Origin of the sequence: Paractinoplanes globisporus DSM 43857, from assembly GCF_000379645.1 — a bacterium.
Lineage (GTDB): Bacteria > Actinomycetota > Actinomycetes > Mycobacteriales > Micromonosporaceae > Actinoplanes > Actinoplanes globisporus.
The window spans coordinates 221,791-245,847 of the sequence record NZ_KB903296.1; the positions used below are offsets into that span (position 1 = coordinate 221,791).

Here is a 24,057-nt window from a genome sequence, read left to right on the forward strand (position 1 = left end):
GGGGTCACCCGGCCACGCGGAACGGCTCGGCGTCGGCCGCCTTGAACGTCAGGCCGTGGCCGGGGGCGGCGAGGTCGGGTGTCAGCGTGCCGCCGGGACCGAGCGGGGTGACGCCGTCGAAGAAGCGGGACTCGATGCGGACGTGATCGTGGAAATACTCCAGGTGCCGCAGATTCGGGGTGGCCGCGGCGGCGTCCAGGTGCAGGGCCGGGGCGCAGTGGCCGGAGACCTCCAGCTGGCGGGTGGCCGCGAGCGCGCAGACCCGCAGCCAGTCGGTGATGCCGCCGCAGCGGGAGACGTCGGCCTGCAGGCAGTCCACGACGCCGGCGAGGCGGTCGAAACAGGGCAGGTCGTAGCCGTACTCGCCGGCGGTGACGTCGGCGGACACGGCGTCGCGGACCCGGCGCAGGCCGTCCAGGTCGTCCGAGGAGACGGGCTCCTCGAACCAGCGCACGCCGGGGAACTCGGCGGCCAGCCGGATGGCCTGAGCCGCGGAGTAGCCACCGTTCGCGTCCACGTAGAGCTCGCGGCCGCCGAGAACGCGCCGGGCGAGGGCGATACGGTCGAGGTCGCGGCGCTCCCGCGTACCCCAGGACTCGCCGATCTTGATCTTGGCACGGCCGATGTCGAGGCTCTCCGTGAGCCAGCGTGTGAGGCGGTCGTCGTCCCAGGTGGTGAACCCGCCACTGGCGTAGACGGGCACGGAATCGCGGGCCACGCCGAGCAGACGTGCCAGGCGTACGCCCAGAATGCGGGCCTTGAGGTCCCAGAGCGCCACATCGACGGCGGATATCGCCGTCGCCGCGACGCCGGCGCGGCCCGCGTTGCGCACCGCCCGCACCATCGCCTCGTTCGCGGCCGGCACGTCGAGGGCCGGCCGGCCCCGGATCGCCGGCGCCAGCATTTCGCCGATCAGGTGACCGGCGGCGGCCGGCGCGTAGGTCCAGCCCAGCCCCGTCGCACCGGCGGCGTGCACGTGGACCACCACGATCGTGGTGGCGTCCCACGCCAGGGTGCCGTCGCCCTCCGGGCCGTCGGTGGGCACCTTGTAGGCGGACCACTCGACGGCCCCGATCTCAGCCGACGGGGGCACGGGAACCCCGCACCGCCGCGTGGAGCACCTCGGCCAGGTGCCGCGGCTTCCTACCGGTGTGCGCGTCGTCGATCTGGGTGCGGCAGCTGAAGCCGTCGGCCAGCACGAGCGTGCCCGGCGCGGCGTCGCGCACGGCCGGCAGCAGCGACCGTTCGGCGCAGGCCAGCGACACGTCCCGATGCTCCCGCGTCATGCCGAAGTTGCCGGCCAGGCCGCAGCAGCCCGACGCCGGCTCCGTCACGTCCACACCGGTCTGCCGCAAGACCTGGCGATCCGCGTCGAAGCCGAGGATCGCGTGGTGGTGACAGTGTTTCTGGACGATCGCCCGCACCGGATCACCGGGCAGCCGCGGGCGGAAGTCCGGCGCGCGGTCGACCAGAAGCTCGGCGAGGGTGCGCGTCTGGCGGGCGAGCCGGTCGGCATCCTGATCGCGACCGAACATCTCGCTCAGATCCGAGCGGAAAACGGCGGTACAGGACGGCTCCAGGCCGACGACGGGCAGACCGGCGCGGACGTACGGCGCCAGCGTGCCGACCGTCCGCCGGAGCACCCGTTCCGCGATGCCGAGCTGGCCGGTGGAGATCCAGGTGAGCCCGCAGCAGACCGCCTTCGGCGGCACCACGACCTCGAAACCGGCCGTCTCGAGCACACCCACCGCCGCCGCGACGATGCTGGGCGAGAAGGCCGTGGTGAACGAGTCGGTGAACAGCAGCACCTGCCCGCGCGTTCCCGGCGGCGACTTGCGTTTGCGCAGCCAACGGTCGATGCGGGCGCGGGCGAACCGGGGAGCGGACCGTTGCGGGTCGATCCCGGCCAGGCGCTTGGCGAGCGGGATCCGGGCGACCGCGTTGGCCGTGCCGGGCGCGAGGGCGGCCACCTGCGCGACCGCCGGCAGCCAGCCCAGCGAGTAGTGGTCGCGCGGCCGGATCCGCCCGGCGTAGTGGTGGGAGAGGAACTCGGCCTTGTACGTGGCCATGTCCACCTGCACCGGGCAGTCGCTGCGGCAGCCCTTGCACGCCAGGCAGAGGTCGAGCGAGTCGCGCACCGCGGCGCTGCGCCAGCCGTCGTCGATGACCCCGCCGTTGACCATCTCGAACAGCAGCCGGGCACGGCCGCGGGTGGAGTGCTCCTCGTCGCGGGTGACCTGATAGCTCGGGCACATCACGCCGCCGTCCGGGGCGGACCGGCGGCACTCGCCGACACCGGCGCAGCGCAGCGCGGCCCGGGCGAAGCTGCCGTCGTCCTCGTGGTAGCCGAAGTGGGTGGCGGGCTGGGCGGGCGCGTAGTCGGAGCCGAGCCGCAGGTCGACGTCGAGCGGGCGGGCGTGCACGACCTTGCCAGGGTTCATCCGGTTGCGCGGGTCGAAAACGGCCTTGAACTCCTCGAACGCTCGGATCAGCTCATCACCGAACATGATGCTCAGCAGTTCGCCGCGGGCCTGGCCGTCGCCGTGCTCGCCGGAGAGCGAACCGCCGTGTTCGACGCACAACCGCGCGGCCCGGGTCACAAACGATCGGTAGGCGGCGATGCCGTCCTTGCTGGTCAGATCGAACGGGATGCTGCAGTGCACACAGCCGTGCCCGAAGTGGCCGTAGAGACTGGTCGCACCGTAGCCGTACTCGTCCAGCAGGTCCCGCAGCGCCCGCAGGTAGTCGCCGAGCCGGGCCGGGTCGACCGCCGAGTCCTCCCAGCCGGGCCAGGCGTCCGGCCCGTTCGGGGTGCGCGCGGTGGTCGCGAGGGCCGCCTCCCGCACCTTGCTCAGCCGCTCCTGCTGCTCGCCCTCGAGGATGACCCCCCGCTCGCCGGCCAGCTCACGGGCCTTCGCCTCGACCTCAGCGGTGGTGTCGGCGCCGAGTTCGGCCACCAGCCAGGCGCGGCCTTCCGGGAGGAACTTCAGGACCTCGGTGGGCCGGTGCTCCTCCCGCTCGTACCGGAAGAGTTTCTCGTCGACGCCCTCCAACTGGATCGGGTTGTGGGACGCCACGTCCGGCACGGCGTCGGCGGCCGCGGCGATGTCGGAGTAGCCGAGGACGACGGTGGCCTTCTCCTTCGGGGGCCGCATCAGGTTCATCTCGACGCGCAGCACGGTGACGCACGTCGACTCCGTGCCGACCAGCGCCCGCGCCAGGTTCATATCGGACAGATACGGCAAGTTGTAGCCGGAGATGCGCCGGGGGATGTCGGGGAAACGGGTCGCGATCTGCTCGGCGTAGCGGTCGCGCAGGTCCCGCAGCGCGCGGTAGATCTCCGCCTTCCGCCCGCCTTCCGCGAGTATTCTCCCGAGCTCTTCCGGCGACGCCGCGCCGACCCACATGCGCAGGCCGTCGTAGGTGAGAATCTCGAGGCGGGATACGTTCTGTGCCGTCGTTCCGCTCCATTGCGCCGTCGCGCCGCACGAGTTGTTCCCGGCCATCCCGCCGATCGTGCAGTGCGAGTGCGTGGCCGGCTTCGGACCGATGATCAGATCATGCTCGGCGAGGACCGCGTTCACGTCGTCGAGCGGCGTGCCCGGCAGGATGATCGCTGTGCGCGCGTCCGGGTCGACCGACTCGACCCCGTGCACGTGCTTGGTCCAGTCGAGCACCACCGCGACATTGCAGCATTCCCCGCCGAGGCTCGTGCCGCCACCGCGGTTGAGCAGCGGCACGTCGTGCTCGTGGCAGACCCGCACCGCCGCGACCGCGTCGTCCACGTCGAGCGGGCAGACCACCGCGATCGGCACCTGCCGGTAGTTCGAGGCATCGGTGGAGTAGGCCGCCCGGGCCCCCTCGTCGAACCGCACATCGCCCCGCACCGACTTCCGCAGCGCCCTCTCGAGCGCCGCGTAGTCGGTGGCGGGGGCGGAGCGGCGGGCGGTCGGAGTCGGAAGCGAGATGACCGCCATGTGCGTCAGCCCTTCAACTGCTGAATCTTGTCCTTGAACAGGGTGGAGGCGATCGACGCCTTCCGCGGCTGGCCGTGCAGCCAGGCCTCGGCGAACTTCTTCGCCTGGTCGTAACTGACCTTCCCGGGCAGCGGCGGCTCGTCCGGGTTCACCGCCACATCGACCAGCGCGGGCCCGGGATGGGCGAAGGCTTCCCGCAGCGCGCCCGGCAGATCACCGGGCTTCGCGACATGGACGCCGAAGCCGCCGCACCCGCGTGCCCAGGCGGCGAAGTCGGGCTTCGGCTCGCCGAACCGGATCCCGTGCTCGGGGTAGCCCAGGACCATCTGCTCCCACAGGATCTGCCCGAGCGAGTTGTTGTTGTTGATCACGACCCTGATCGGCAGGCCGTAGCGGGCCGCCGTGTGGAACTCGGCCATCAACATCGCGAAGCCGCCGTCGCCGACGTAGGCGATGACCTGCCGCCCCGGGTGGGCGTGCTGGATGCCGATCGCGTACGGGAGGCCCGGCGCCATCGTGGCGAGCGTGCCGGACAGGTAGAACTCGCGGTTGCCGCGGATGTGCCAGTGCCGGGCCGCCCAGGTCGCGATCGTGCCGGAGTCACAGGTCAGCACGGCGTCGTCGGTGGCCAGCTCGTCCAGCAGCCGGGCCACGTACTGCGGGGCGATCGGATCCCGATCCGGCGACTCGAGCGCGGTCATCGAGCCCCGCCAGTCCGCCATCTTCGCCTGGTACTTGGTCAGGAAGGTCTTGTCCTTGGCGTCGAGCAGCGGCAGCAGCGCCTCCAGCGTCGCGCCCACGTCGCCGACCAGCGGAACGTCGGTGGGGATGCGGGTGCCGGCCCGGGCCGGGTCGATCTCGATCTGCACGACCTTCGCGCTGCCGGGCTCGGGCAGGAACTTCGTGTACGGGAAATTCGTGCCGAGCATGAGCAGCCGGTCGGCCTCCTCCATCAGCTCCTCGCTGGGCTTGGTGCCGAGCAGACCCAGACCGCCGGTCACGTACGGGGAGTCGTCGGCGACCACCATCTTGCCCAGCAGCGACTTCACGACCGGGGCGCCGAGCTTGTCGGCGACCTGCTCGACCAGCGCGCCGGCGCCGCGCGCGCCGATACCCGCGAGGATCGCCACCCGCTGCCCGCCGTTGAGCAGGTCGGCCGCCCGGCGCAGGTCCTCGTCGCGCGGGCGCACCGCGGGCGCCAAGTAGACCGGGGCCGTCGACGGCGGCCGAACCGGCGCCACCGTCGAGTACGGGTCCTTGCCGGCCGGCGCGATCTGCACGTCGTTCGGGAAGGTCAGGTGGGCGACGCCGCGGCGCGCGTACGCGGTGCGGATCGCCACGTCGACCAGCGCCGGCATCTGCGCCGGGTTCATCACGACCTGGTTGTACTCGGTGACGTCCTCGAACAGGCGGTCGAGCGCCACCTCCTGCTGGTAGCCGGTGCCGAGCACGGCGGACTCCTGCAGACCGGTGATGGCCAGCACCGGCGCGTGGTCCAGCTTCGCGTCGTACAGGCCGTTGGCCAGGTGGATGCCGCCGGGTCCGGAGGTCGCCAGGCAGACACCGATCCTCCCGGTGGCCTTGGCGTACGCGGTGGCCATGAACGCCGCCGCCTCCTCGTGGTGCACGAGGACGAACTTGACCCGGTCGGCGTGCCGGCGCAGGCCTTCCATGATCCCGTTGATGCCGTCGCCGGGCAGGCCAAAGACGGTGTCGACCCCCCACTCGGCCAGCCTCGTGATCAACAGCTCAGAAGTAATCTCTGCCACGTCACGCGGCTACCCGAATCACGGCACTCCAATCCCGCCGGCACCAGGTTGTGACAAGTTTGCCCGTCTCGTTGCCGGGGCATCCCGCTGGCCCGGACGTTGTGGGAGGGGTCTGTGGTGCGGCTGCGGCGTAGCAAACTGACCGGGCCCGGCCTGTCGCGGCGGCGGTCCGGAAAAGGCTTCACCTATCTGGACGCCGAGGGCACCCGGATCACCGACGCCGAGACGATCGAGCGCATCAAGGGCCTGGTCATCCCGCCGGCGTGGGAGCAGGTGTGGATCTCGCCGGAGCCGCGCGGCCACATCCAGGCCACCGGTACCGACGCGGCCGGGCGCAAGCAGTACCTTTACCACCCCGACTGGCGCACCGCCCGGGATGCGGAGAAATTCGACCGTGTGCTGGAGGTGGCCGGGCGTCTGCCCGCAGTCCGCCGCAGGCTGCGCGACGATCTCACCACCGGGCGGGGGCTGAGCCGCGAGCGGGTGCTCGCCGCGATCGCCGGCCTCCTCGACCTGGGGATGTTCCGGATCGGCGGCGACGAGTACGCCGCCCGGGAGGAGGATCCCTCGTTCGGGTTGTCCACGCTGCGTCCCTCGCATCTGCGCACGCGCGGCGGCTGCGTACTTCTCAGTTTTCCCGGAAAATCGGGCGTCGAGCACTCCGGCACGGTCGACGACGGGGAGATCTGCGCCGTGCTGACCGACCTCAAACGGCGCCGGCGCGGGGCGGACCGGTTGTTCGCGTACTGGGACGGGCACGCCCGGCGCTGGCGGGAGGTCGACGCCGGAGCGGTCAACGACTACCTGAAGGAGGTGAGCGGCGGGGGGATGACCGCCAAGGACTTCCGTACGTGGCACGGCACCGTCAAGGCCGCCACCGAGCTCGCCGAGGCCGGCCCGCAGCCCACCGCCACCGGGCGCAGGAAGGTCGTTTCGCATGCGATGCGGGAGGTCGCGGACCTGCTCGGCAACACACGGGCGGTGGCCCGCGCTTCGTATGTGGATCCCCGGGTGATCGAGCGCTATGAAGATGGTGAAACGATTGAGCGTGATACCGAGCAGGCGGTGCGCGACCTGCTCGCCGAGGACCGTGAGTAGGTTGTTGTCCATGGGTGTCGACAGCGTGCGGAACGACGACCGGCTGCGCCGTCTCGAGGCCATCACGGACGCCACCCTGTCCCGGCTCGACGCCTCCGACCTGCTCGACGAGCTGCTCGACCGGGTCCGTGACCTGCTCGACGCCGACACCGCCGCGATCCTGCTGCTCGATCCGCACTCCGGCCAGCTGGTGGCCACCGCCGCCAAGGGCCTCGAGGAAGAGGTACGCCGCGGCGTGCGCATCGCCATCGGCCGGGGTTTCGCCGGCCGGGTCGCCGCGACCCGCCGGCCGCTGGTACTGCTCGAGGTCACCCCCGACGACGTGGTCAATCCGATCCTGCTCGACATGGGCATCCGTTCCCTGCTCGGCGTGCCGATCCTGGCCGCCGGCGAGGTGATCGGCGTGTTGCACGTAGGCACACTGCAACCACGGGTGTTCACCGTCGATGACGTCCAGCTGCTGGAACTGGCCGCCGACCGGGCCGGCACCGCCGGCCAGATCCGCAACCAGAAGCTCGAGCAGGCCGCCGCGCTGGCCCTGCAGCGCAGCCTGCTGCCCAGCACGCTGCCGAAGGTGCCCGGGGTCGACATGGCCGCCCGCTACGTCCCCGGCCACGCGTTCGGCATCGGCGGCGACTGGTACGACGTGTTCACCCTGCCGTCCGGCCGGCTCGGCGTGGTGATCGGCGACGTCGCCGGGCACGGCCTGGCCTCAGCGGTCGTGATGGGCCGGATCCGCAGCGCCCTGCGCGCGTACACGCTGGTCACCGACGACCCGGCCGAGGTGCTTACGCTTCTCGACCGCAAGGTCCGGCACTTCGAGGCCGGCAGTCTCACGACGTGCCTGTACGCGATCATCTCGCCCGACCGCGCGACCGCCCAGATCTCCTCGGCCGGTCACCTGCCGCCGATACTGGCCGTGCCCGGCGAGGCGGGCCGCGTGCTCGAGCTGCCGACCGACCCGCCCGTCGGTATCGACCTCAAGCGCGCCCGCCACACCACCACGGTCGGCCTGGCGCCGGGCGCCGCGCTCGTGCTCTACACCGACGGCCTGGTCGAGCGTCGCGGCGAGCTCATCGACGACGGCATCGACCGGCTCGTCCGGATGGTGACCGCCGAGACCGCCGAGGAACTGTGCGCCGGCATCGTGACCAAGACCGGGCTCGACGAGCCGACCGACGACGTGGCGCTGCTGGTCGTGCGGCGTTTGGCTGATCGCTGACGGGGGAACCTTCGAACGTCATGACCGCCGAGAAGCGCCACCTCAGCCACGAGGACGAGAAACACCGCTGGGACCGTAATTTCGACGATCTGCTCCAGGAACTGCGGGTAGCCCAGACCGGCATCCAGATTCTCTTCGCGTTCCTGCTGACGCTGCCGTTCAGCAACGGCTTTCCGAAGACCACGCCGTTCCAGCAGGACATCTATATCGTCGCGCTGCTGGCGGCCGCTGCCTCCACCGCAATGATCATCGCGCCGGTGGCCTTCCACCGGGCGCTGTTCCGCCAGGGCCGCAAGCCCGAGCTGGTCCGGTACGCACACCGGATGGCCACCGGTGGTCTCGCGTTCTTGCTGGTCGCGATGGTCACCAGCGTCTTCCTGATCGTCGACTTCCTGCTCAGCAGGCCGATGGCCGTCGTTCTCGGCGCGGCGACTGCGCTCTTCTTCCTGATCTTCTGGGCCGGCATCCCGTGGTTCCGGCACAACTGGATCGACGAGGACGCCGCGGAGGAGGACGAACAGGCCAGTGACGGCGAGCCCGCTCGCGGCCGACCTCACGGCTGACGGAGCTCGACCTTGCCGTCGCGGACGCGGCAGGGAATCAGCGGCTGGGCGCTCGCGGCCGGGCCGTGCACGACGGCGCCGTCGGTGAGGCGGAAGGTGCTGCCGTGCCACGGGCACACCACGCAGGCATCCGCGCCCACGCCGACGACCTCGCCCTCGCCGAGCGGCCCCGTCTCGTGACCGCACCGCTCGACCAGCGCCGAGACCCGGTCGCCGTCGCGGTAGAGCAGAACCGGCACGTCACCGGCCATGCGCACCGCGGTCCGGCCGTCCGGCAGCGAGGACAGTGACCCGGCCACGGTCCACTCCTCCGGAAGGCGGGCGATCTCCGGCGCGGCCTGGTTGGCGCCGGCGCTCTGCGCGTACGCCAAATGACCGCCCAGATAAGCACCCAGCCCGGCCACCGACAGCCCGGCGAAGCCGAGGACTTTGCCCTTGGCGCCGTGTCCGCGCAGGCGGGCCAGCAGCGACCCGGTGTAGAGGCCGAGCGCGACGGCGTTCGCGGCCGCGTGCACAAGGCCCACCCGGCGCCGATCCTTGGTCAATTCCGACCAGTCGGTCCAGCCGGCCACCGCCGCCGGCCCGGCGGTCGCGACACCGAGCGCGATCAGCGTGGTCGCCGACTTGCGGCGGCCGGGCAGCAGGTCGAGCACCGCGGCACAGACGAACGCGCCGACCGGCACCTCCACCAGCACCGGGTGCAGGGGGTGGCCGAGCCACGTGCCGTGCAGGACGTCGCGCAGCCCGCGCGGGCGCACCACCGAGGAGACGGCCTCCTGCAGCTTGTCGCTGACCGGGTCGAGCCGGCGTTCCGTTTCCAGCCTGGTGAGTAGTCGCATGTCGTGCGCATACCCCGCGGACGGATGGGTATGCGCCCGGACATGAGAGCTGTCGTCTACGAAGGCACGCGCACCGTGGCGGTCAAGAACGTGCCGGATCCGCGGATCCAGGCGCCCACCGACGCGATCGTGCGCATCACCACCACCAACATCTGCGGGTCCGACCTGCACATGTACGAGGGCCGCACGTCGGTGGAGAACGGCAAGATCCTCGGACACGAGAACACCGGCATCGTCGAGGAGGTCGGCAACGCGGTCGGCCGGGTGAAGGCCGGCGACCGGGTCTCGGTGCCGTTCAATATCGCTTGCGGGACCTGCCGCAACTGCGTGTCCGGCTGGACGAGTTACTGCCTGCGCACCAACCCCGTCGAAGGGACCGACGGCGCCGCCTACGGCTACGCGAACATGGGACCCTACGACGGAGGACAGGCCGAGTTCCTGCGCGTGCCGTACGCCGATTTCAACCTGCTCGAACTGCCGCCGGGCCGCGAGCACGAGAACGACTTCGCGATGCTGTCGGACATCTTCCCGACCGGCTGGCACGGCACCGAACTGGCCGGCATGCAGCCCGGCGACCGGGTCGTGGTCTTCGGCGCCGGCCCGGTCGGCCTGCTCGCCGCGCACAGCGCGATGATCCGGGGCGCCTCCGAGGTGTTCGTGGTCGACAAGGAGCGCGACCGCCTCAACCTGGCCCAGAAGATCGGCGCGACGCCGGTGGACTTCTCCCGCCACGACCCCGTCCAGCAGATCCTCGATGCCACCGGCGGACGGGGCGCGGACTGCGGCGTCGAGGCGGTCGGCTACCAGGCCCACGACCCCGGCGGCGAGGAACATCCCGAGCTGGTGCTGGACAACCTGGTGCGGTCGGTCCGCTCGACCGGCGGCATCGGCGTCGTCGGCGTGTACGTCCCGCAGGACCCCGGCGCCCCCACCGATCAGGCGAAACAGGGACGGATCGCGTTCGACTACGGCACGTTCTTCACCAAGGGCCAGCGGATGGGCACCGGACAGTGCCCGGTCATGCGCTACAACCGCCACCTCCGCGACTTGATCATCACTGGCCGCGCGGAGCCGTCCTTCCTGGTGTCGCATGAGCTGCCGCTCGACGAGGCCGCCGACGGGTACGCGAAGTTCGACAGCCGGCAGAACGGCTGGACCAAGGTGTTGCTGCGCCCCTAGCGTGACCGGGCTCGCCCGGGCCCCTCAGTCGCCGCCGGCGCGCAGGACGTCGCCCAGCCCGCGCCGGCGGCGCACGGCCGCCTCGGCGACCACCACCGCGACCAGCGTCAGCAGCAGCACGATCGATGCCACCCCGAGCAGCCACCACGGCACGACCGCCGGCGGGTCGGCGCTCTGCGCGGTGATCAGCCGCAGCGACAGCGGCCCGAGCGTCAAGCGCACCAGCAGCACCCCGAGCAGCGGGCCGGACACCGCCGCGACCAGCACCGGCGGGAGCAACTCCCCGGCGGCGACCCGCCGGGTGTCCCGCGTGCGCAGCCCGAGCGTGCGCAGCCGCGCGAGCGTTCGCCATCGCGCCGGCGCGCCGGCCGCCGCACCCAGCGCGAAACCCAGCATCCCCAGCGCCAGCAGCGTCCCGGCCGCGGCCAGGTCCAGCGCCCGCAGGCCGGCCGTCAGTGGCGCCGAACGCCGTGCCGCAAGCACGGCGTCCCGTACCACCGGATGTCCCGAGGCCGCCACCGCGTCGATCGCCCGGGCCGCGCCCGGCCCGGTCGCCCAGATCGTGTCCGGCGTGCCCGGCAGCGCGGCCGCGTCGATCACCACGACGTCGTCCATCCCGTCGATGGCCGGCGCCGCGCCCACCGCCGTCAGCTTGATCGCGTTCTCGGCCGTCGAGTAGCCGCCCGACGCCCCGGAGTCCTGGTCGTCCTCGAGGTAGAGCCGCAGGGACAGGCCCGGGTGCAGGCTTCCGCGCACGAGCACCGGAATGCCGTCGCGGCCGCCCTTGCCGAGCTGGTCCAGGCCGGGCGCGTCCGGCAGCGGGGTGCTCGCCAGCAGCCGGTGGAACGCCGCGGCGTCGACGATGACCAGGTTAGGCGTGAGCGAGGTGTCGTTGGTGACGACCCGGACCCCACCGGAGATGTCCCCGGCGACGACGTGGGTGACCCCGGGCGCCGCGGCGATCTTCGCGGCGAGCGCGGCGGTCGAGCCGGTCTCGTCGGGCGCGACGTCGAGCCGGGCGTCGGCGCCGACCGTGCGCCACGCCCCGTCCGCGAGCCCGCTGCCGGTGGTCGCCGAGAGTGTGACGGCGAACGACGCGAGCGCCGTCGTGGTGGTCAGCACGAGCAGCGGCAGCACCCGCGACGCGGTGGCGGCGGCCTGGGCGGCGCCGAACACCGCGAGCGGCCGCCGGGACCGCAGGGACTGCCGCAACGCGACCCCGGTGACGACCGGCATCAGCCGGACGAGCAGAAGTGTTGCCGCGATGACCGCGAGGGCCGGCGCGGCGGCGGGGAGGGCCGAGTCGCCGACCCCGCGCTGGCGCAGCGACACGATCGCGCCGACGGCCGCGAGCACGACCGCGGCGTCGAGCGCCGCTCGCCGCAGCTGGGCGGTGCGTTGGGCGAAGAGGCGGGCGGCGCGGTTGGCGGGGGTACGCCGGTCGCGCGTGCCCCGCGCGGCCGCGACGGTCCCGAAGGCCGGCCCGGCGAGGATCCCGCACGACGCCACCGGAACCACCCACGGCAGCGCCGCGTCGCCGGCCACGGCGAATGCCACCGCGATGCCGAGCGCCGCCGCCGGCACGGCGACCACGAGCGACTCGATCAGCAGCTCGCCGGCGATGCCGGGCAGCGAGGCCCCGCGCTGCCGGGCCGCGATCAGCGCCGGTGAGCGGCGCCGCATGAGCAGGTCGGCCGCGAGCAGCAGCACCAGCACCGCCCCGGCCAGCACCGCGATCAGCAGCACCGACGCCTGCCCGTACGCCGCGTCGACCTGCGCCTGCACCTCGCGCAGCACCCCGTCGAGCTGGGTCTGCCACTTGAGCGAGGTGTCCCGCTCGGCCGACGTGCCCGACTCCGCCTTGAGCGTGGCGACCGTGGCCGCCAGCCGCTGGGCCGACTCCCAGGTGAGCCGGTCGGGCTCGGCCGAGAACCAGACCGTGCGCCGCAGCTGGTCCTGCAGGAACGCGAGCCGCGCGTCGGGCAGCGAGGAGGCCGACAGCAGCCCGCCGAGCCGGGTGGTGCCGGCCCCGTCGAGCCCGGCCACCGGCCGCAGCGCCGACGGCACGAGCCTCCAGGCCGGATCGCGCGGGTCCACCGGCCGGAAGACGCCGCTGACCTTGACGTTGTACTTGTTCCGCTGCTCGTCCTCGAGCGGGATGTGGTCGCCGGGCCGCATTTTGAGCGCCGCCGCGGCCGTCTCGGACAGCCCGACCTGCACCTCCCACGGCGACCCGTTCAGCGGGATCTCCGGGTTGCCCTCGCGGGTCGCGCCGGGCGCCCGGCCCGCGAGCCAGGTGACGGCCGGCCCGTCCGCGCCGCTGCGCAGGTAGTCGAGCTGGAAATGGCGCTGCACGCTGCCGTCGGTGAGCACCAGCGAGATGCTGGTGACGGTGGTGACCGGCGGCTGCAGCGCGTCGCGCAACCCGGCGTCGAGCGTGGCCTCGGCCTGGCCGCCGAGGTCCTCCACGTCCCGGGCCAGGCGGTCATTGCGTACGCGACCGCCGGAGGGCCCGTAGTCGTCCTCCCACCGGGCGTCCACCCGTACGGCCGACTCGTCGGGGTGCTCGCGGACCGCCTCCCGGGCGGCGTCGTCGGCCGTGCCCCGCAGCAGCGGCGGCACCGCGGCCGCGAGCAGGCTGACCGCCGCCACGACCAGCACGACCAGCAGCAGCGGCCCGGCGTCGGCGCGCGCCCGCCCGCGGATGCTCGGCCAGTGCAGCGCCGGGAGGAGCCTCATGACGCCACCCGGAGGTGGGCGGCGTCGGCCCGCCGTGCCTGCACGGTGACCACGGCGGCCACCGCCAGCCCGGCCCCGGCCACCAGCGCGGCGATCAGCAGCGTCTCGGCGGCCCACGGCCAGTGCGCGAGCGCCGCCGGGACGGGCGCGGCGCCGGTGTCGGAGCGGATCATCAGCGGCGCGACGACCCAGGTGGCGAGCGCGCCGACGACCGCACCCGCGGCGAGCAGCGGCAGCAGCACCGCGGCGTGCTCGCCGAGCAGCGCGCGCCGGATGTCGCGGCGGGACATGCCCAGCCCGCGCAGCCGCGCCACCTCGAGGGCGCGCAGCTGCACGTCGCAGGTCACATGCAGGACCACCCCGCCGAGCAGCAGCAGGATCGTGGCCGCGACCAGCACCCGCAGCACGGCCGGCAGCGAGGCGCGCAGCGGGCTGCCGGTGAGCCGTTCGGTCTCGCCGCCGCGGGTCGTGACCGTGCCCAGGTGCAGGGCGCCCACCCGCGCCTCGGCGCCCGCTCGCGGGTTGCCGATCCACCACGCGGTGACCGGGGATTCGAGGTCGCCGCGCACGATCAGGGCCCGGGAGAGAGCGTCCACATCGGCCAGTGCGGCCGGCGCCCCGGGCGCGGACGGCACGGCCGGGACGATCTCGGCCACCTCCGCGCTGACCGGCGTGACCCCGTACGCGATGCTCAGCTTGGAACCCACATGCGCGCCGACGTCGTGGGCGAGGCGCGCGGAGACGGCGATCGGCACCGGGCCGGGGTCGGGAAAGGCCGTGGCGACCAGGGTGCGGCTCAGGTCGGTCGGGTCGGCGAACTGCACGGTGCCGGTCATCCGTATCCGGTCGCCGTCGATCGCGACGGCCGGCCCGGTGAGCTGCGCCGACTCCGGCGAGGCGGCCCGCGCGGTCCACTTCTGGGTCGAGGAGGCGCCGGGCAGGGTGAGCGTGACGTCGACGGTGCTGACCGCTTCCCACGCCCACGGCTCCCCGCTGATCGGCAGCGCCACCCCGATCAGGCTCAGCCCCGGCCGGGTCACGCAGCCCGGCACGGCGTGCGGCTTCCCGTCGAACGGGATGGCGGGCCCGTTGCAGGTGGTACGCAGCCCGCCGGCGTCCTGAAGGAGCAGCCACGGCGTCACCCCGACGACCACCTTCCCGCTGGCCCGGCCGATGACCGAGGGCGTGGTGCCGGGCGGCAGGGCGATCCCGGTCGCGGGCGCGGCCGGGGCGAGCGAGGCCGCCGACGCCCAGTCCCCGCGCCCGCGCAGCACGGCCGGCGCCCGCCGGGTGTCGACGGCGACCATGCGCGGGGACGCGCCCGAGCCGCCGAGCCACTGGCCGACCGTGATGTTGCGCTGGGCGACCGGGCTGACCGTCCCGCCGGTGGCCGCGGCGACCGCGGTGCTCTGCCCGGTGACCGGCGGCGCGCCGAGCGAGACGGCGAGGTCGGTGCCGACGGCGAGGTCGGCCTGGTCGCGCTGGGAGGCGTGCCAGGTCGCGTCGAAGGCGGTGCCGAACGTGGCGGCGGCGCAGCCCAGCCCGATCAGCAGCCCGGCCGCGACCGCCTGCGGCCGGCGGGCGGCCTGGAACGCGGCCATCGGCAGGACCAGCCCGCGGCCCCGGGCCGACAGGCGTTCGGCCCGGCGCAATGCAGGCGGCACCAGTCGCAGGGCCAGCGCGGTGCCGGCCGTGAGCAGCAGGGCGGGCGCGAGCACGCGTACGGCATCGGCGCGGGTGCCCGACGCGGCCGGCTGCGCGTGCAGTTGCCACCAGCCCACCCCGGCCAGCGCGACCAGCAGCACGTCGGCGCCCGAGCGGGCCAGCAGCTCGCGTCGCCGGCGCCGGTCGCCCGAGGGCGTGGCCGGCCAGGCGGCGAGGGCGACCAGCAGCACCGCGAGGGCCAGCGCGCCGCCGGCGACGGCCACCACCTGCGGAACGGTCACCGCGGGCCGGGCGGCCAGCCCGGCCCCGGCCAGCGGGTCGATCCGGGTCAGCGCCGCGTGCAGGGCGGACGACGCCGGGATGGCCAGCGCGGTGGCGAGCACGGCCAGCGCCAGCGCCTCGACGGTGGCGGCGGCCGCGAACTGGCCGCGGCTGGTGCCGAGCGTGCCGAGCAGCTCGCTCTCGTCGGCGCGGACGCCGGTGGTGAGCCGCCCGGCCAGGGCCAGCGCGATCGCGGTGAGCACGATGCCGATCAGCGCGAGCGCGAGCACCGCGCCCGCCGTGAGCTCCTGCTGGCCCCGCGCGTCGATCAGGGTCCGCGGCAGCGCCGACGAGACCCGCTCGATGCGTACGCGATCACCGAGCTTGGCGGCCAGCCGCTGGTCGGCGGCGAGCACCGAGGTGGTCAGCCTGTCGAGGTCACGGGCGCGCGGCGCGGACAGGTCGGGCTGGGCGCCGACCTCCAGCCGGTCCAGGGCCGAGCCGCTGGTCAGCAGGTCGGCCAGGTCGACCAGGAACGGCCCGTACGCCTGCACCTGCCGCCCGAAGGCGCTGTCGCTCGGGGCCGGGTCGAAGCCCTCGCCGGCCAGCGGGTCCCGGTCCCACCCGGCGTCGGGCAGCGGGTGCACGAGCCCGACCACGGTCACGGTGAGCGGCGGCGCGGGGTCACGGGTCATCTCCTCGCCGAGCCGGATGCGGCTGCCCACCTTGAGGCCGAGCAGCCGCGCGGTGTTGTCGAAGACGGCCGCCTCCAGCGGCGTGCCCGCGGAGGTGGCATCCGCCGCCGCGCGCGGCCACCGCCCGGTGACCAAGGTGGCGCGCGAGGCAAGACCTTCGACCCCCGAGAGGTACGCCTCCTTGTCGCCCGGCAGCGACCTCATGACCGACGAGGCGCGGGTCGAGATGGTCGCGTGGTACGGCGCGATCGCCGAGGCCAGCACGCCGTGCGTGTCGGCCGAGACCGAGCGCGCGTTCCCCGGCGAGACACCCACGGTGTACGCGGTGATCTCGACGTCGGCGGGGTCGGCGCGCGAGGCGGCCACCTCGACCGCCCGCTCCGAGGTGCGGGTGACCAGCAGCGCGCAGGTGCCGAGCAGGGTCGCGCCGATCGCCAGGACGGCCAGCAGCGACGCGAGCAGCGGCCATTGCGCGCGGGCGCGCCGGGCGAGCAGCGCGATCACGGGAGCAGCTGTCCGTCGGCGATCCGGACGACCCGGTCGGCGAGCGCCATCATCACCGGGTCATGGGTGGAGACCAGCGCCGTGACACCCTCGGACTCGACGATCCCGCGGATCAGCGCCATCACCGACAGGCCGGTCTCGGCGTCGAGCTGGCCGGTGGGCTCGTCGGCGATCAGCAGCCGGGGCGAGGCGGCCAGGGCGCGGGCGATCGCCACCCGCTGCTGCTGGCCGCCGGAGAGCTCGCCGGGGCGCTGCCTCGCGTGGTCGGCCAGGCCGACCAGCTCCAGCAGCAGCTCGACCCGATGCTCGCGCTCCTTCGGCTCGGCCCGGGCGAGCCGCAGCGGCACGCCCACGTTCTCGGCCGCGGACAGCACCGGGATCAGGCCGAAGTTCTGGAAGACGTACGAGACCCGCTCGCGCCGCAGCCGGGACAGGCCGTCCTCGTCGAGCCCGGTGACCTCGACCCCGTCGACGGTGACTTCGCCGCTGTCCGGCCGGTCCAGGCCGCCGATGACGTTGAGCAGCGTCGTCTTGCCGGAACCGGAGCGCCCGACGAGCGCCACCATCGTGCCCGGCTCGACCTCGAACGAGATGTCGCGGAGGGCGTGCACCGCGGCGGCCCCGGATCCGAAGGTGCGGTGCACACCCCGGACCGTCAGGAGCGGCGCCGTCACGCGTCGGGCCGGATCGTGACGTGGTCGGGTTCGAGAGCCAGCCGTACGCGCCGGGTGAGCTCGAGCGCCTCGCGGTAGTCGGCCGGAATCTGCACCCGGCCGGCTCGGTCCATCACGGCGTACTCCTCGGCGATGACGTGCTCGCCGCCGTCGTCGGCGGTGGCGGTGCGGCGCAGCACCTCGCTGCTGGTGCGCCCGTCGCGGATCGCGACCGTCCGCTCGACCTGCCCGCTCACGGCCGGGTCGTGGGTGACCACGACGATGGTGACGCCGAGGTCCCGGTTGACGTCGCGCAGCGCCCCGAACACCTCGGCCGAGGTGACCGTGTCCAGCTCACCGGTCGGTTCGTCGGCGAAGAGCACCTGCGGCTCGTTGGCGAGGGCCACCGCGATCGCGACCCGCTGCTGCTGCCCGCCGGAGAGCTGCCCGGGCCGGCGGTCGGCGCAGTCGGCCACGCCGAGCGCGCCGAGCAGATCGGCGGACCGCTTGCGTCGAGTCTTGACCGGGACACGCGCCGCGGTCATCGGGAGGTCCACCATCTGCCGCGCGGTCAGATACGGCACGAGGTTGTTCGCCGTCTGCTGCCGCACGAAGCCCACGGTGTGCCGCCGGTATCGCACCCGGTCGGCGCGGGACATCGACAGCAGGTTCCACCGGTCGACCCGGGCCCGCCCGGCCGTCGGGGCATCGATCCCGGCCAGGATCGACAGCAGCGTCGACTTGCCCGACCCCGAGGCGCCGACCACGGCCACCATCTCGCCGCTCTCAACCAGTAGGTCGAGCCCCTGCAGCGCCTGCACCTCGACCGGCCCGGTCTGGTAGATGCGGACCAGGCTCTCGCAGACGATCAGCGCGTCGGCGCCGAATTCCGGCGGACGCGCCGGTGGCGGCGGCAGTTGCAAGGGGCTTGAAGACATCGGCGATCACCCTAATACCTCGATCCAAGTCAGCGGCAAGTTGTCGTTAAGTGCGCCCCAGCAGCCTGACTCCACCTGAAACATCGATGAGGGGGAAGAAGGATGCGTTCCAACTTGCGGCGCTGGGCCGTCGGCGGGGTGGTGGCCTCGCTGGTGGTGGGGCTCGGCCTCAACGTCGCGCCGACGCCGGCCCGGGCGGACGACACGGTCGTCATCGACGCCACCGACCTGCACGGCAAGCTGTTCGCGGCAAAGGCCCGCGCGCACGCCCAGGATGAGTTCTCAGCCGCCAAGATGGTGGCCCTGACCGGCGAGCTGACCGCCTGGCGGACGGCGAACCCGAGCGCCACGGCACAGCAGCTGCGCGATCACGTGACCGCCGTGTCCGGCTCGCTGGAGGCGAAGCTCAAGCCGGGCGACGCCACCCAGGCGCCCGACCGGCGTCTGCTGTACCTGCTCAACCTGCTGACCAAGGACGGCACCGCGACCCTGCGGTCGCCGGTGATGCTCAAGGTCTACCAGGTGATCGTCGGCTCGGACACGCTGCCGCTCGGCACGATCGCCGACTTCACGCGCAGCAGCCGCGGCCAGTACTCGCTCTACGACAGCACCTACACCGTGCAGGACCTCGTCCTCGGTGACCTGGCCGCCCGCGCCCCGCAGGACGCGGCGCTCACCCAGGTCTGGAACGAACGGTTCGGCACGCCGATGGGCGTCAGCCCGCTGCAGACGACCGCCGAGCTCGGGGCCGACCTGGAGATCAAGAAGTGGGTGGACGTGCCGGCGCTGCTGGCGCTCACCGGCAACCCCGACGCGTTCCTGGCCGAGGCGAAGCGGCAGTTCGCCGCCGCGATGGCGCCGCTCGACCCGAAGGTCGACGGCACCCTGATGAAGCAGGAGCTGAGCGACCTCGCCGCGGCCGACGCCGCCGCGCCGGCCGACGTGCACGCCGCCACCCTCACCGACGCGGAGAAGGCGACACACCAGGCGGCCGCGAACGCCGCCCAGACCGCCGCCGCCTCGCGGCAGAAGGCCATCGACGGCGTCGGCACCGCCGTGCAGACGATCACGAGCATGTCCGCCAAGACGCCGGGCCTGAAATGGTGGATCGACCAGGCGATCCCGGTCGGCAAGGCGGGCGTGCAGATCGCCACGGCCATCAACAAGTACATCCCGGCCGTCGCCGGGCTGGGCTTCGCGCAGGCGCTGTTCTCGATGAGCACCGCGGTGATGACCGGCAACGTCCTGGGCGCCATCTCCTCGCTGCTGCCGCTGTTCGGCGGAGGCTCTCCCGAGGCCGCGATGAAGGACCAGATGACCAAGCTGCAGGACAGCATCAAGAACCTCGCGTCCACGATGAACAACCGTTTCGACCGGGTGGACCGCGCGCTCAAGCAGATCTACTCGGAGATGCAGACCAACTTCGACGCGATGCTGAAGCTGCAGAACGCCACGCTCGAGCAGCTGCAGGCGATCGACAAGAAGATCGCCGAGCTGAGCACCGCGGTCGACATGTGGGGGAGCGAGCTGCTCAGCAGCCAGCGCCAGGCCCAGCTCGGCGTCGTCTACGACGCGATCGACCACTACCTCAACTACCCGAAGACGCACCCGCGGGCGATGAACTCCGACGAGTACTTCACCGTGACCGACAACCTGCACAGCTTCGCGACGAACACCGCGGCCAACGCCCCGTTCGTCGTGCCCGAGAACAGCGCGGCGGACGTGCTGACCGTGCTCAACACCTGGATGCGTACGACGACGGACGTCGGCGACTCGGTCGGGGCCAACGGCGCGATCTCCTACCTGCGCCGCTACGCCAAGACCAACTTCGGCTGGTCGGACCCGAGCATCACGGACCCGGACGCTCCCCTCCCGACGCCGGCCGACGCGGCCTCGTGGGCGCTCGCCGCCCGGACGTACGCGATGCTGATGGCGCAGAACCCGGATCTCGCCAAGCAGGGCAACGCGGTACGGCCGAACCACGTCATCGCCGAGGGCGAGGAGATCCTGTCGACGACGCGGGCGTTGAGCGCGCCGGTGAACGGTGGCACCAACTCGCTGTTCGCCGGGCTGACCGACCAGTACAAGCAGGCGGCCGAGCAGTTCTCCGACCGGCTGCGCACCTTCGCCGACAAGGCCCGGTTCGGCGTCGACGGCTGGGCGAACATCTTCGGCACCACCGACCAGGTGCCGGCGTCGGCGATCCCGGCCGACCCGGCCAGCCTGCCGAACTGCACCGCCGGGGGAGCGGCGCTGACCAAGCCGGCCAACGTCTCCACCGCCGGGGCACCCAAGGAGGCCTACTTCGTCGACTGGGCGCACGGCGACGTGAAGACCGAGCTGTGCCAGACCTTCAACATCGGCAACGTCGACACGTCGTACGACAGCAAGTGGGTCTACACCACCGGTGACCTCGTCGCGAACGTGCAGCTGCGGGTCGTCTACGCCAAGGGCAACGTTGACTTTCCGCAGGGCAAGACCGACATCGTGCGGAGCTGGTCGGCGAGCTGGCCGCTCGGCGTGTACTGCAAGCAGCCGAACGGGTCGGCGGCCGCCGCGACGGGCGGCTTCTGCCACACCATCGCGGAGTACCGCTCGGAGTGGGCGACCAAGTGGAAGCCGGCCTTCGAGGCCCAGGCCTCCTATGTGGACAACGGGGCGGCCGTGCGCGACGACGTCCGGAAGAAGTTCTACGTCCGCGCGGAGGAGTACTACCGCGATGTCTGGAACGACCTGATCGCGCCGTACAACGCCGCCAACGGCTCGGGCACGCTGCACGCGCTCAACGACACCATGACCCGGACGGTGCGGCTCATGCAGGCGTACTCCACGCTCGGCTTCGGCCGGGCGATGGAGCAGGACCAGCTCATGCCGTACCTGCTCACCGGCGGTGGCCGGCCGCAGTCCGACCAGCACGACGTTCCCGAGATCAGTGGAACGTTCCTGCACGCGCTGACCAATTACTGCCCGGCCACCCCGTGCGGGCTGACCAACGCCACCTACAACCCGATGGACACCCAGGGCTACCTGGACAACACCAAGTGCACGGTCGCCGCGGGCAGTGCGGCCCACAAGAGCGGCGACCCGGTCGGTGACTGCATGCTGGCCAACCAGGTCGACCGGATCACCGCGCTGCGCGCCCGCTACGACGCGCACTCGGCCGAGATCGCCGGCGGCACCCTCCAGGAGGGCATGCCGGAGATCGAGACGGCGGTGGAATCCCTGCGGGTGGCCAACGCGGTCACACCGTACTGACCTGAAAATTGAGGCCCGGCGCCTCCGCTCAGAGCAAGCGGAGGCGCCGGGCCGCCACGCCGACCCGCACCTTCTGACCCCACGAGAGCTCCAGCGCGTCCGTCTCGAGGCCGTCCGCGAAGACGACCAGCCGTTCGGACTCGCTGGTCAGCTCGATCTCCTCGCCCGCGGCGAGAACCCCGGCGTCTTGCCGAACGCCGGTGGTGGGTGACGGCCATGCTTCCCGTACGAACCAGCACAGCCGCCGGTCATCCGGTGCGGGAGGGGCCGGGGCCACGGCACGTTCCCGGGAGATCGACGCGCACCATCCGGTGGCGCCCGTGCCGGTCCCGACTATGAGCCCGGACGACGACTGCCGCTCGCGGCCACCGTCCGGGGTGGTCAGCAGATAGCGCGCCGACTGGTGGCCGGCGTGCCCGACGAAGACCTCGTTGAGCCCGTACAGCTCCTGCCCGTCGTCGAGGCGGGCCATCACCATCGTGCGCTGCTGAGCCTCGGTCTCGTGCCGCAGCAGGCCGGCCACCCCGCCGGCGGTGTGCCGCACCAGAACGCCCGGGTTGCGGCCCGGTTCCGGGTCGACGCCGATCACCGGCTGGCCGTCGACGTACTTCGCCACGTTCGCGACCAGGCCGTCCGGTCCGACCGCGACCACGATGTCCTCCGGGCCGAACAGGAAGCGCGGCAGGTCGGCCCGCTCGACGTGCCCGCGCCGCCAGTCGGCCGGGACCGCACTGCCCACTGTGGTCAGTGCGACCCGGAGCGCCTCGTGCCGCGCCGTCACCTCGTCGAGGTCGCGGCCACGCTGCCGGAGGAAATAGGCGGCGGCGCCCCGGGTGCCGTGCCGGGCGAGGAGCTCGTCGAGCTCGCTGCGCCGCGACACGACCACCACGCGCGGGCTCAGCGTGCTCATCCGAGCCGCCCGATCAGCTTGGCAAGCAGGTCGGGGGTGACGGTCAGCTCGCCGATCGCGGGCACGTGCTGCGCCAGCTCCTTCAGCGCCAGCGACTGCAGGACGGCCGGCGGCAGGTCGCGGTAGGCCTCCAGGCGCGCGGCCTCCGCCTCGGCCTCGGCGAGACCGACCACTCGCGCTCCGGCGGCCCGAGCTTCATCCCGTACGCGTGCGGCATCGGCCTCGGCGGCGGCAGTGAGCCGTGCCCGCTCGGCGGCACCGTGCGCCGCGACCTCCTGCCGTTCCGCCTCGCCACGCGCCCCGACCAGCTGCGACTCGGCGTCCAGCTCGGCCGCGCGCCGGGTGTTCGCGCCGCGCTGCTCGACCAGCTGCTGCTCGCGCCGGGCCAGCTCGATCTTGCTCTGCAGCTCGTTCTCGGCGATCGCCCGCTCCTGCTGCACGGCGTTGGCCCGGCGGGCGTAGGTGGCCCGGTCGGCGTCCTGCTGCACCTGCTCGCGGGTCGGGGTCTGCAGCGCCCGCTCGAGGTCGGGCTCGGGGCGGATCGCCACCACGCGGGCACTCACCACCGTCACGCCGGTCTCGGTCAGCCGCGGGTCGTCGGCGAGCGCGTCGGCCACCGACTGCCGCACCGGCGCGATGCCCGTGGTCAGCGCCTCGGCCAGCGGCAGCCGGGCCAGGAGGTCGAGGGCCGGCTGCTGGGCGAGCTCGGCCAGCAGCGTCGCCACCTGGTCGAGCGGCTGCCCGCGCCAGAGTCCCTGGTACGGGTCGATCGAGAAGCCGAGGCGACCGGCGGCCGCGGCCGGATCGCTGAACCGGTAGGTCACCGTGGCCTGCACGGTGACGTCGGCGAAGTCCTCGGTGCGGGCGTGGAACAGCAGCGGCAGCTCACGGTCGTCGACCGGCACCTCGGACAGCACGGCGGTCAGCGGCCGGTACCAGAACGAGAGGCCGGTGCCCTGCGCCCGGGTCTTCCCGCCCGTCGTGTGGCTGACCCAGCTGGTCGGGGTGCCGCGCAGGTGGCGCAGGTGCAGTCGTCGTGTCACGTCAGCCATGTCGGCCGTCCTCCCGTTTTGTCGTCACACTGACGATAAAGCAGGAGGGCTATTATCGTCAACATGACGCTAAACACGGCCGCGGTGACGGTGGACCTGGTGCTGCTCACCATCCGGCAGGGCGAGCTGCAGGTGCTGCTCATCCGCCGGGGGATCCCGCCGTTCGAGGGGCGCTGGGCGCTGCCGGGCGGATTCGTGCTGCCGGCCGAGGACCTGGACGCGGCGGCCGCCCGCGAACTGCGCGAGGAGACCGGATTGGACCCGTCGTCCGGCCACTTCGAGCAGTTGGCGACGTACGGCGCGCCCGGTCGTGACCCGCGGGGGAGGGTCGTGACCGTCGCCTACCTGGCGCTGCTGCCCGACCTGCCGGCGCCGGTGGCCGGCAGCGACGCGGCCGGGGCGGAGTGGCGGCCGGCCTTCGCGACGGGGGAGCTGGCCTTCGACCACGGCCGGATCCTGGCCGACGGCATCGAGCGGGCCCGGGCCAAGCTGGAGTACTCGCCGCTGGCGACCGCGTTCTGCCCGCCGTCGTTCACGATCGCCGAGCTGCGCGCGGTCTACGAGACGGTGTGGCGCACGACGCTGGACCCGCGCAACTTCCACCGCAAGGTCACCGGCGCCGAGAACTTCATCGAGCCGACCGGGGAGACGGCGATCCGCGACCGGGGCCGCCCGGCTCAGCTGTACCGGCGCGGCACGGCCACGCTGCTGCACCCGCCCCTGTTGCGGCCGTGAAAC

At 73.0% G+C, this 24,057-nt stretch carries 16 protein-coding genes; 6 read left to right on the forward strand and 10 right to left on the reverse strand.

All coding sequences use genetic code 11. The features are described 5' to 3' along the window. Positions 1-4: 4 nt before the first annotated feature. The 3 genes from A3CQ_RS0110385 to A3CQ_RS0110395 are packed head-to-tail and all read right to left on the reverse strand — an operon-like array spanning position 5 to position 5,746. The gene (locus A3CQ_RS0110385) at positions 5-1,093 is read right to left on the reverse strand and encodes an enolase C-terminal domain-like protein (RefSeq protein WP_020510870.1); all 1,089 of its coding nucleotides are present in this window, start codon (positions 1,091-1,093) and stop codon (positions 5-7) included. Next, positions 1,077-3,977 carry an FAD-binding and (Fe-S)-binding domain-containing protein gene (locus A3CQ_RS0110390; protein ID WP_020510871.1) on the reverse strand — a complete coding sequence of 967 codons (2,901 nt, stop codon included), beginning with the start codon at positions 3,975-3,977 and terminating at the stop codon, positions 1,077-1,079. The genes A3CQ_RS0110385 and A3CQ_RS0110390 overlap by 17 nt, the downstream gene beginning before the upstream one ends. Positions 3,978-3,982: 5 nt before the next feature. Further along, positions 3,983-5,746, reverse strand: a complete 1,764-nt coding sequence (locus tag A3CQ_RS0110395) for a thiamine pyrophosphate-dependent enzyme (RefSeq protein ID WP_026205527.1) — start codon at positions 5,744-5,746, stop codon at positions 3,983-3,985. 117 nt (positions 5,747-5,863) lie between these two features. Between A3CQ_RS0110395 and A3CQ_RS0110400 the strand changes: the two genes are divergently transcribed. The 3 genes from A3CQ_RS0110400 to A3CQ_RS0110410 are packed head-to-tail and all read left to right on the forward strand — an operon-like array spanning position 5,864 to position 8,629. Continuing rightward, positions 5,864-6,844: a DNA topoisomerase IB gene (locus A3CQ_RS0110400; protein ID WP_020510873.1), complete on the forward strand. Its 981-nt coding sequence runs from the start codon at positions 5,864-5,866 to the stop codon at positions 6,842-6,844. Positions 6,845-6,854: 10 nt separating this feature from the next. Beyond that, complete coding sequence (locus tag A3CQ_RS0110405; protein ID WP_020510874.1) at positions 6,855-8,066, forward strand: PP2C family protein-serine/threonine phosphatase; 1,212 nt, start codon at positions 6,855-6,857, stop codon at positions 8,064-8,066. A gap of 20 nt (positions 8,067-8,086) precedes the next feature. Next, positions 8,087-8,629, forward strand: coding sequence for a DUF6328 family protein (locus A3CQ_RS0110410; protein WP_020510875.1), 543 nt, complete (start codon positions 8,087-8,089; stop codon positions 8,627-8,629). On the opposite strand, the gene A3CQ_RS0110415 is transcribed toward A3CQ_RS0110410, so the two are convergent. After that, the gene (locus A3CQ_RS0110415; protein ID WP_020510876.1) at positions 8,620-9,468 is read right to left on the reverse strand and encodes a Rieske (2Fe-2S) protein; all 849 of its coding nucleotides are present in this window, start codon (positions 9,466-9,468) and stop codon (positions 8,620-8,622) included. The genes A3CQ_RS0110410 and A3CQ_RS0110415 overlap by 10 nt on opposite strands. Positions 9,469-9,510: 42 nt before the next feature. Between A3CQ_RS0110415 and A3CQ_RS0110420 the strand changes: the two genes are divergently transcribed. Further along, complete coding sequence (locus A3CQ_RS0110420; protein WP_026205529.1) at positions 9,511-10,647, forward strand: glutathione-independent formaldehyde dehydrogenase; 1,137 nt, start codon at positions 9,511-9,513, stop codon at positions 10,645-10,647. Between the two features lie 24 nt (positions 10,648-10,671). Here the strand turns inward: A3CQ_RS0110420 and A3CQ_RS0110425 are convergent, their stop codons facing one another. Genes A3CQ_RS0110425 through A3CQ_RS0110440 form a run of 4 tightly spaced genes read right to left on the reverse strand, consistent with a single transcriptional unit; the run spans position 10,672 to position 18,102 of the window. After that, positions 10,672-13,386, reverse strand: coding sequence for an FtsX-like permease family protein (locus A3CQ_RS0110425; protein WP_020510878.1), 2,715 nt, complete (start codon positions 13,384-13,386; stop codon positions 10,672-10,674). Continuing rightward, positions 13,383-16,511 carry an FtsX-like permease family protein gene (locus A3CQ_RS0110430; protein ID WP_020510879.1) on the reverse strand — a complete coding sequence of 1,043 codons (3,129 nt, stop codon included), beginning with the start codon at positions 16,509-16,511 and terminating at the stop codon, positions 13,383-13,385. Before A3CQ_RS0110430 ends, A3CQ_RS0110425 begins: the two co-directional genes overlap by 4 nt. After that, positions 16,508-17,185, reverse strand: a complete 678-nt coding sequence (locus A3CQ_RS0110435) for an ABC transporter ATP-binding protein (RefSeq protein ID WP_020510880.1) — start codon at positions 17,183-17,185, stop codon at positions 16,508-16,510. Before A3CQ_RS0110435 ends, A3CQ_RS0110430 begins: the two co-directional genes overlap by 4 nt. Further along, positions 17,182-18,102 carry an ABC transporter ATP-binding protein gene (locus A3CQ_RS0110440; protein WP_026205530.1) on the reverse strand — a complete coding sequence of 307 codons (921 nt, stop codon included), beginning with the start codon at positions 18,100-18,102 and terminating at the stop codon, positions 17,182-17,184. The genes A3CQ_RS0110435 and A3CQ_RS0110440 overlap by 4 nt, the downstream gene beginning before the upstream one ends. 102 nt (positions 18,103-18,204) lie before the next feature. Between A3CQ_RS0110440 and A3CQ_RS0110445 the strand changes: the two genes are divergently transcribed. After that, positions 18,205-21,357: a hypothetical protein gene (locus tag A3CQ_RS0110445; RefSeq protein ID WP_020510882.1), complete on the forward strand. Its 3,153-nt coding sequence runs from the start codon at positions 18,205-18,207 to the stop codon at positions 21,355-21,357. A 28-nt stretch (positions 21,358-21,385) separates the two neighbouring features. Here the strand turns inward: A3CQ_RS0110445 and A3CQ_RS0110450 are convergent, their stop codons facing one another. Next, complete coding sequence (locus A3CQ_RS0110450) at positions 21,386-22,267, reverse strand: diacylglycerol kinase catalytic domain-containing protein (protein WP_020510883.1); 882 nt, start codon at positions 22,265-22,267, stop codon at positions 21,386-21,388. Further along, the gene (locus tag A3CQ_RS0110455; protein WP_020510884.1) at positions 22,264-23,319 is read right to left on the reverse strand and encodes an SPFH domain-containing protein; all 1,056 of its coding nucleotides are present in this window, start codon (positions 23,317-23,319) and stop codon (positions 22,264-22,266) included. Before A3CQ_RS0110455 ends, A3CQ_RS0110450 begins: the two co-directional genes overlap by 4 nt. 63 nt (positions 23,320-23,382) lie before the next feature. Between A3CQ_RS0110455 and A3CQ_RS0110460 the strand changes: the two genes are divergently transcribed. Further along, on the forward strand, positions 23,383-24,054 hold the full coding sequence (locus A3CQ_RS0110460; protein WP_020510885.1) for an NUDIX hydrolase: 672 nt from the start codon (positions 23,383-23,385) through the stop codon (positions 24,052-24,054). The last annotated feature ends 3 nt before the right edge of the window (positions 24,055-24,057 follow it).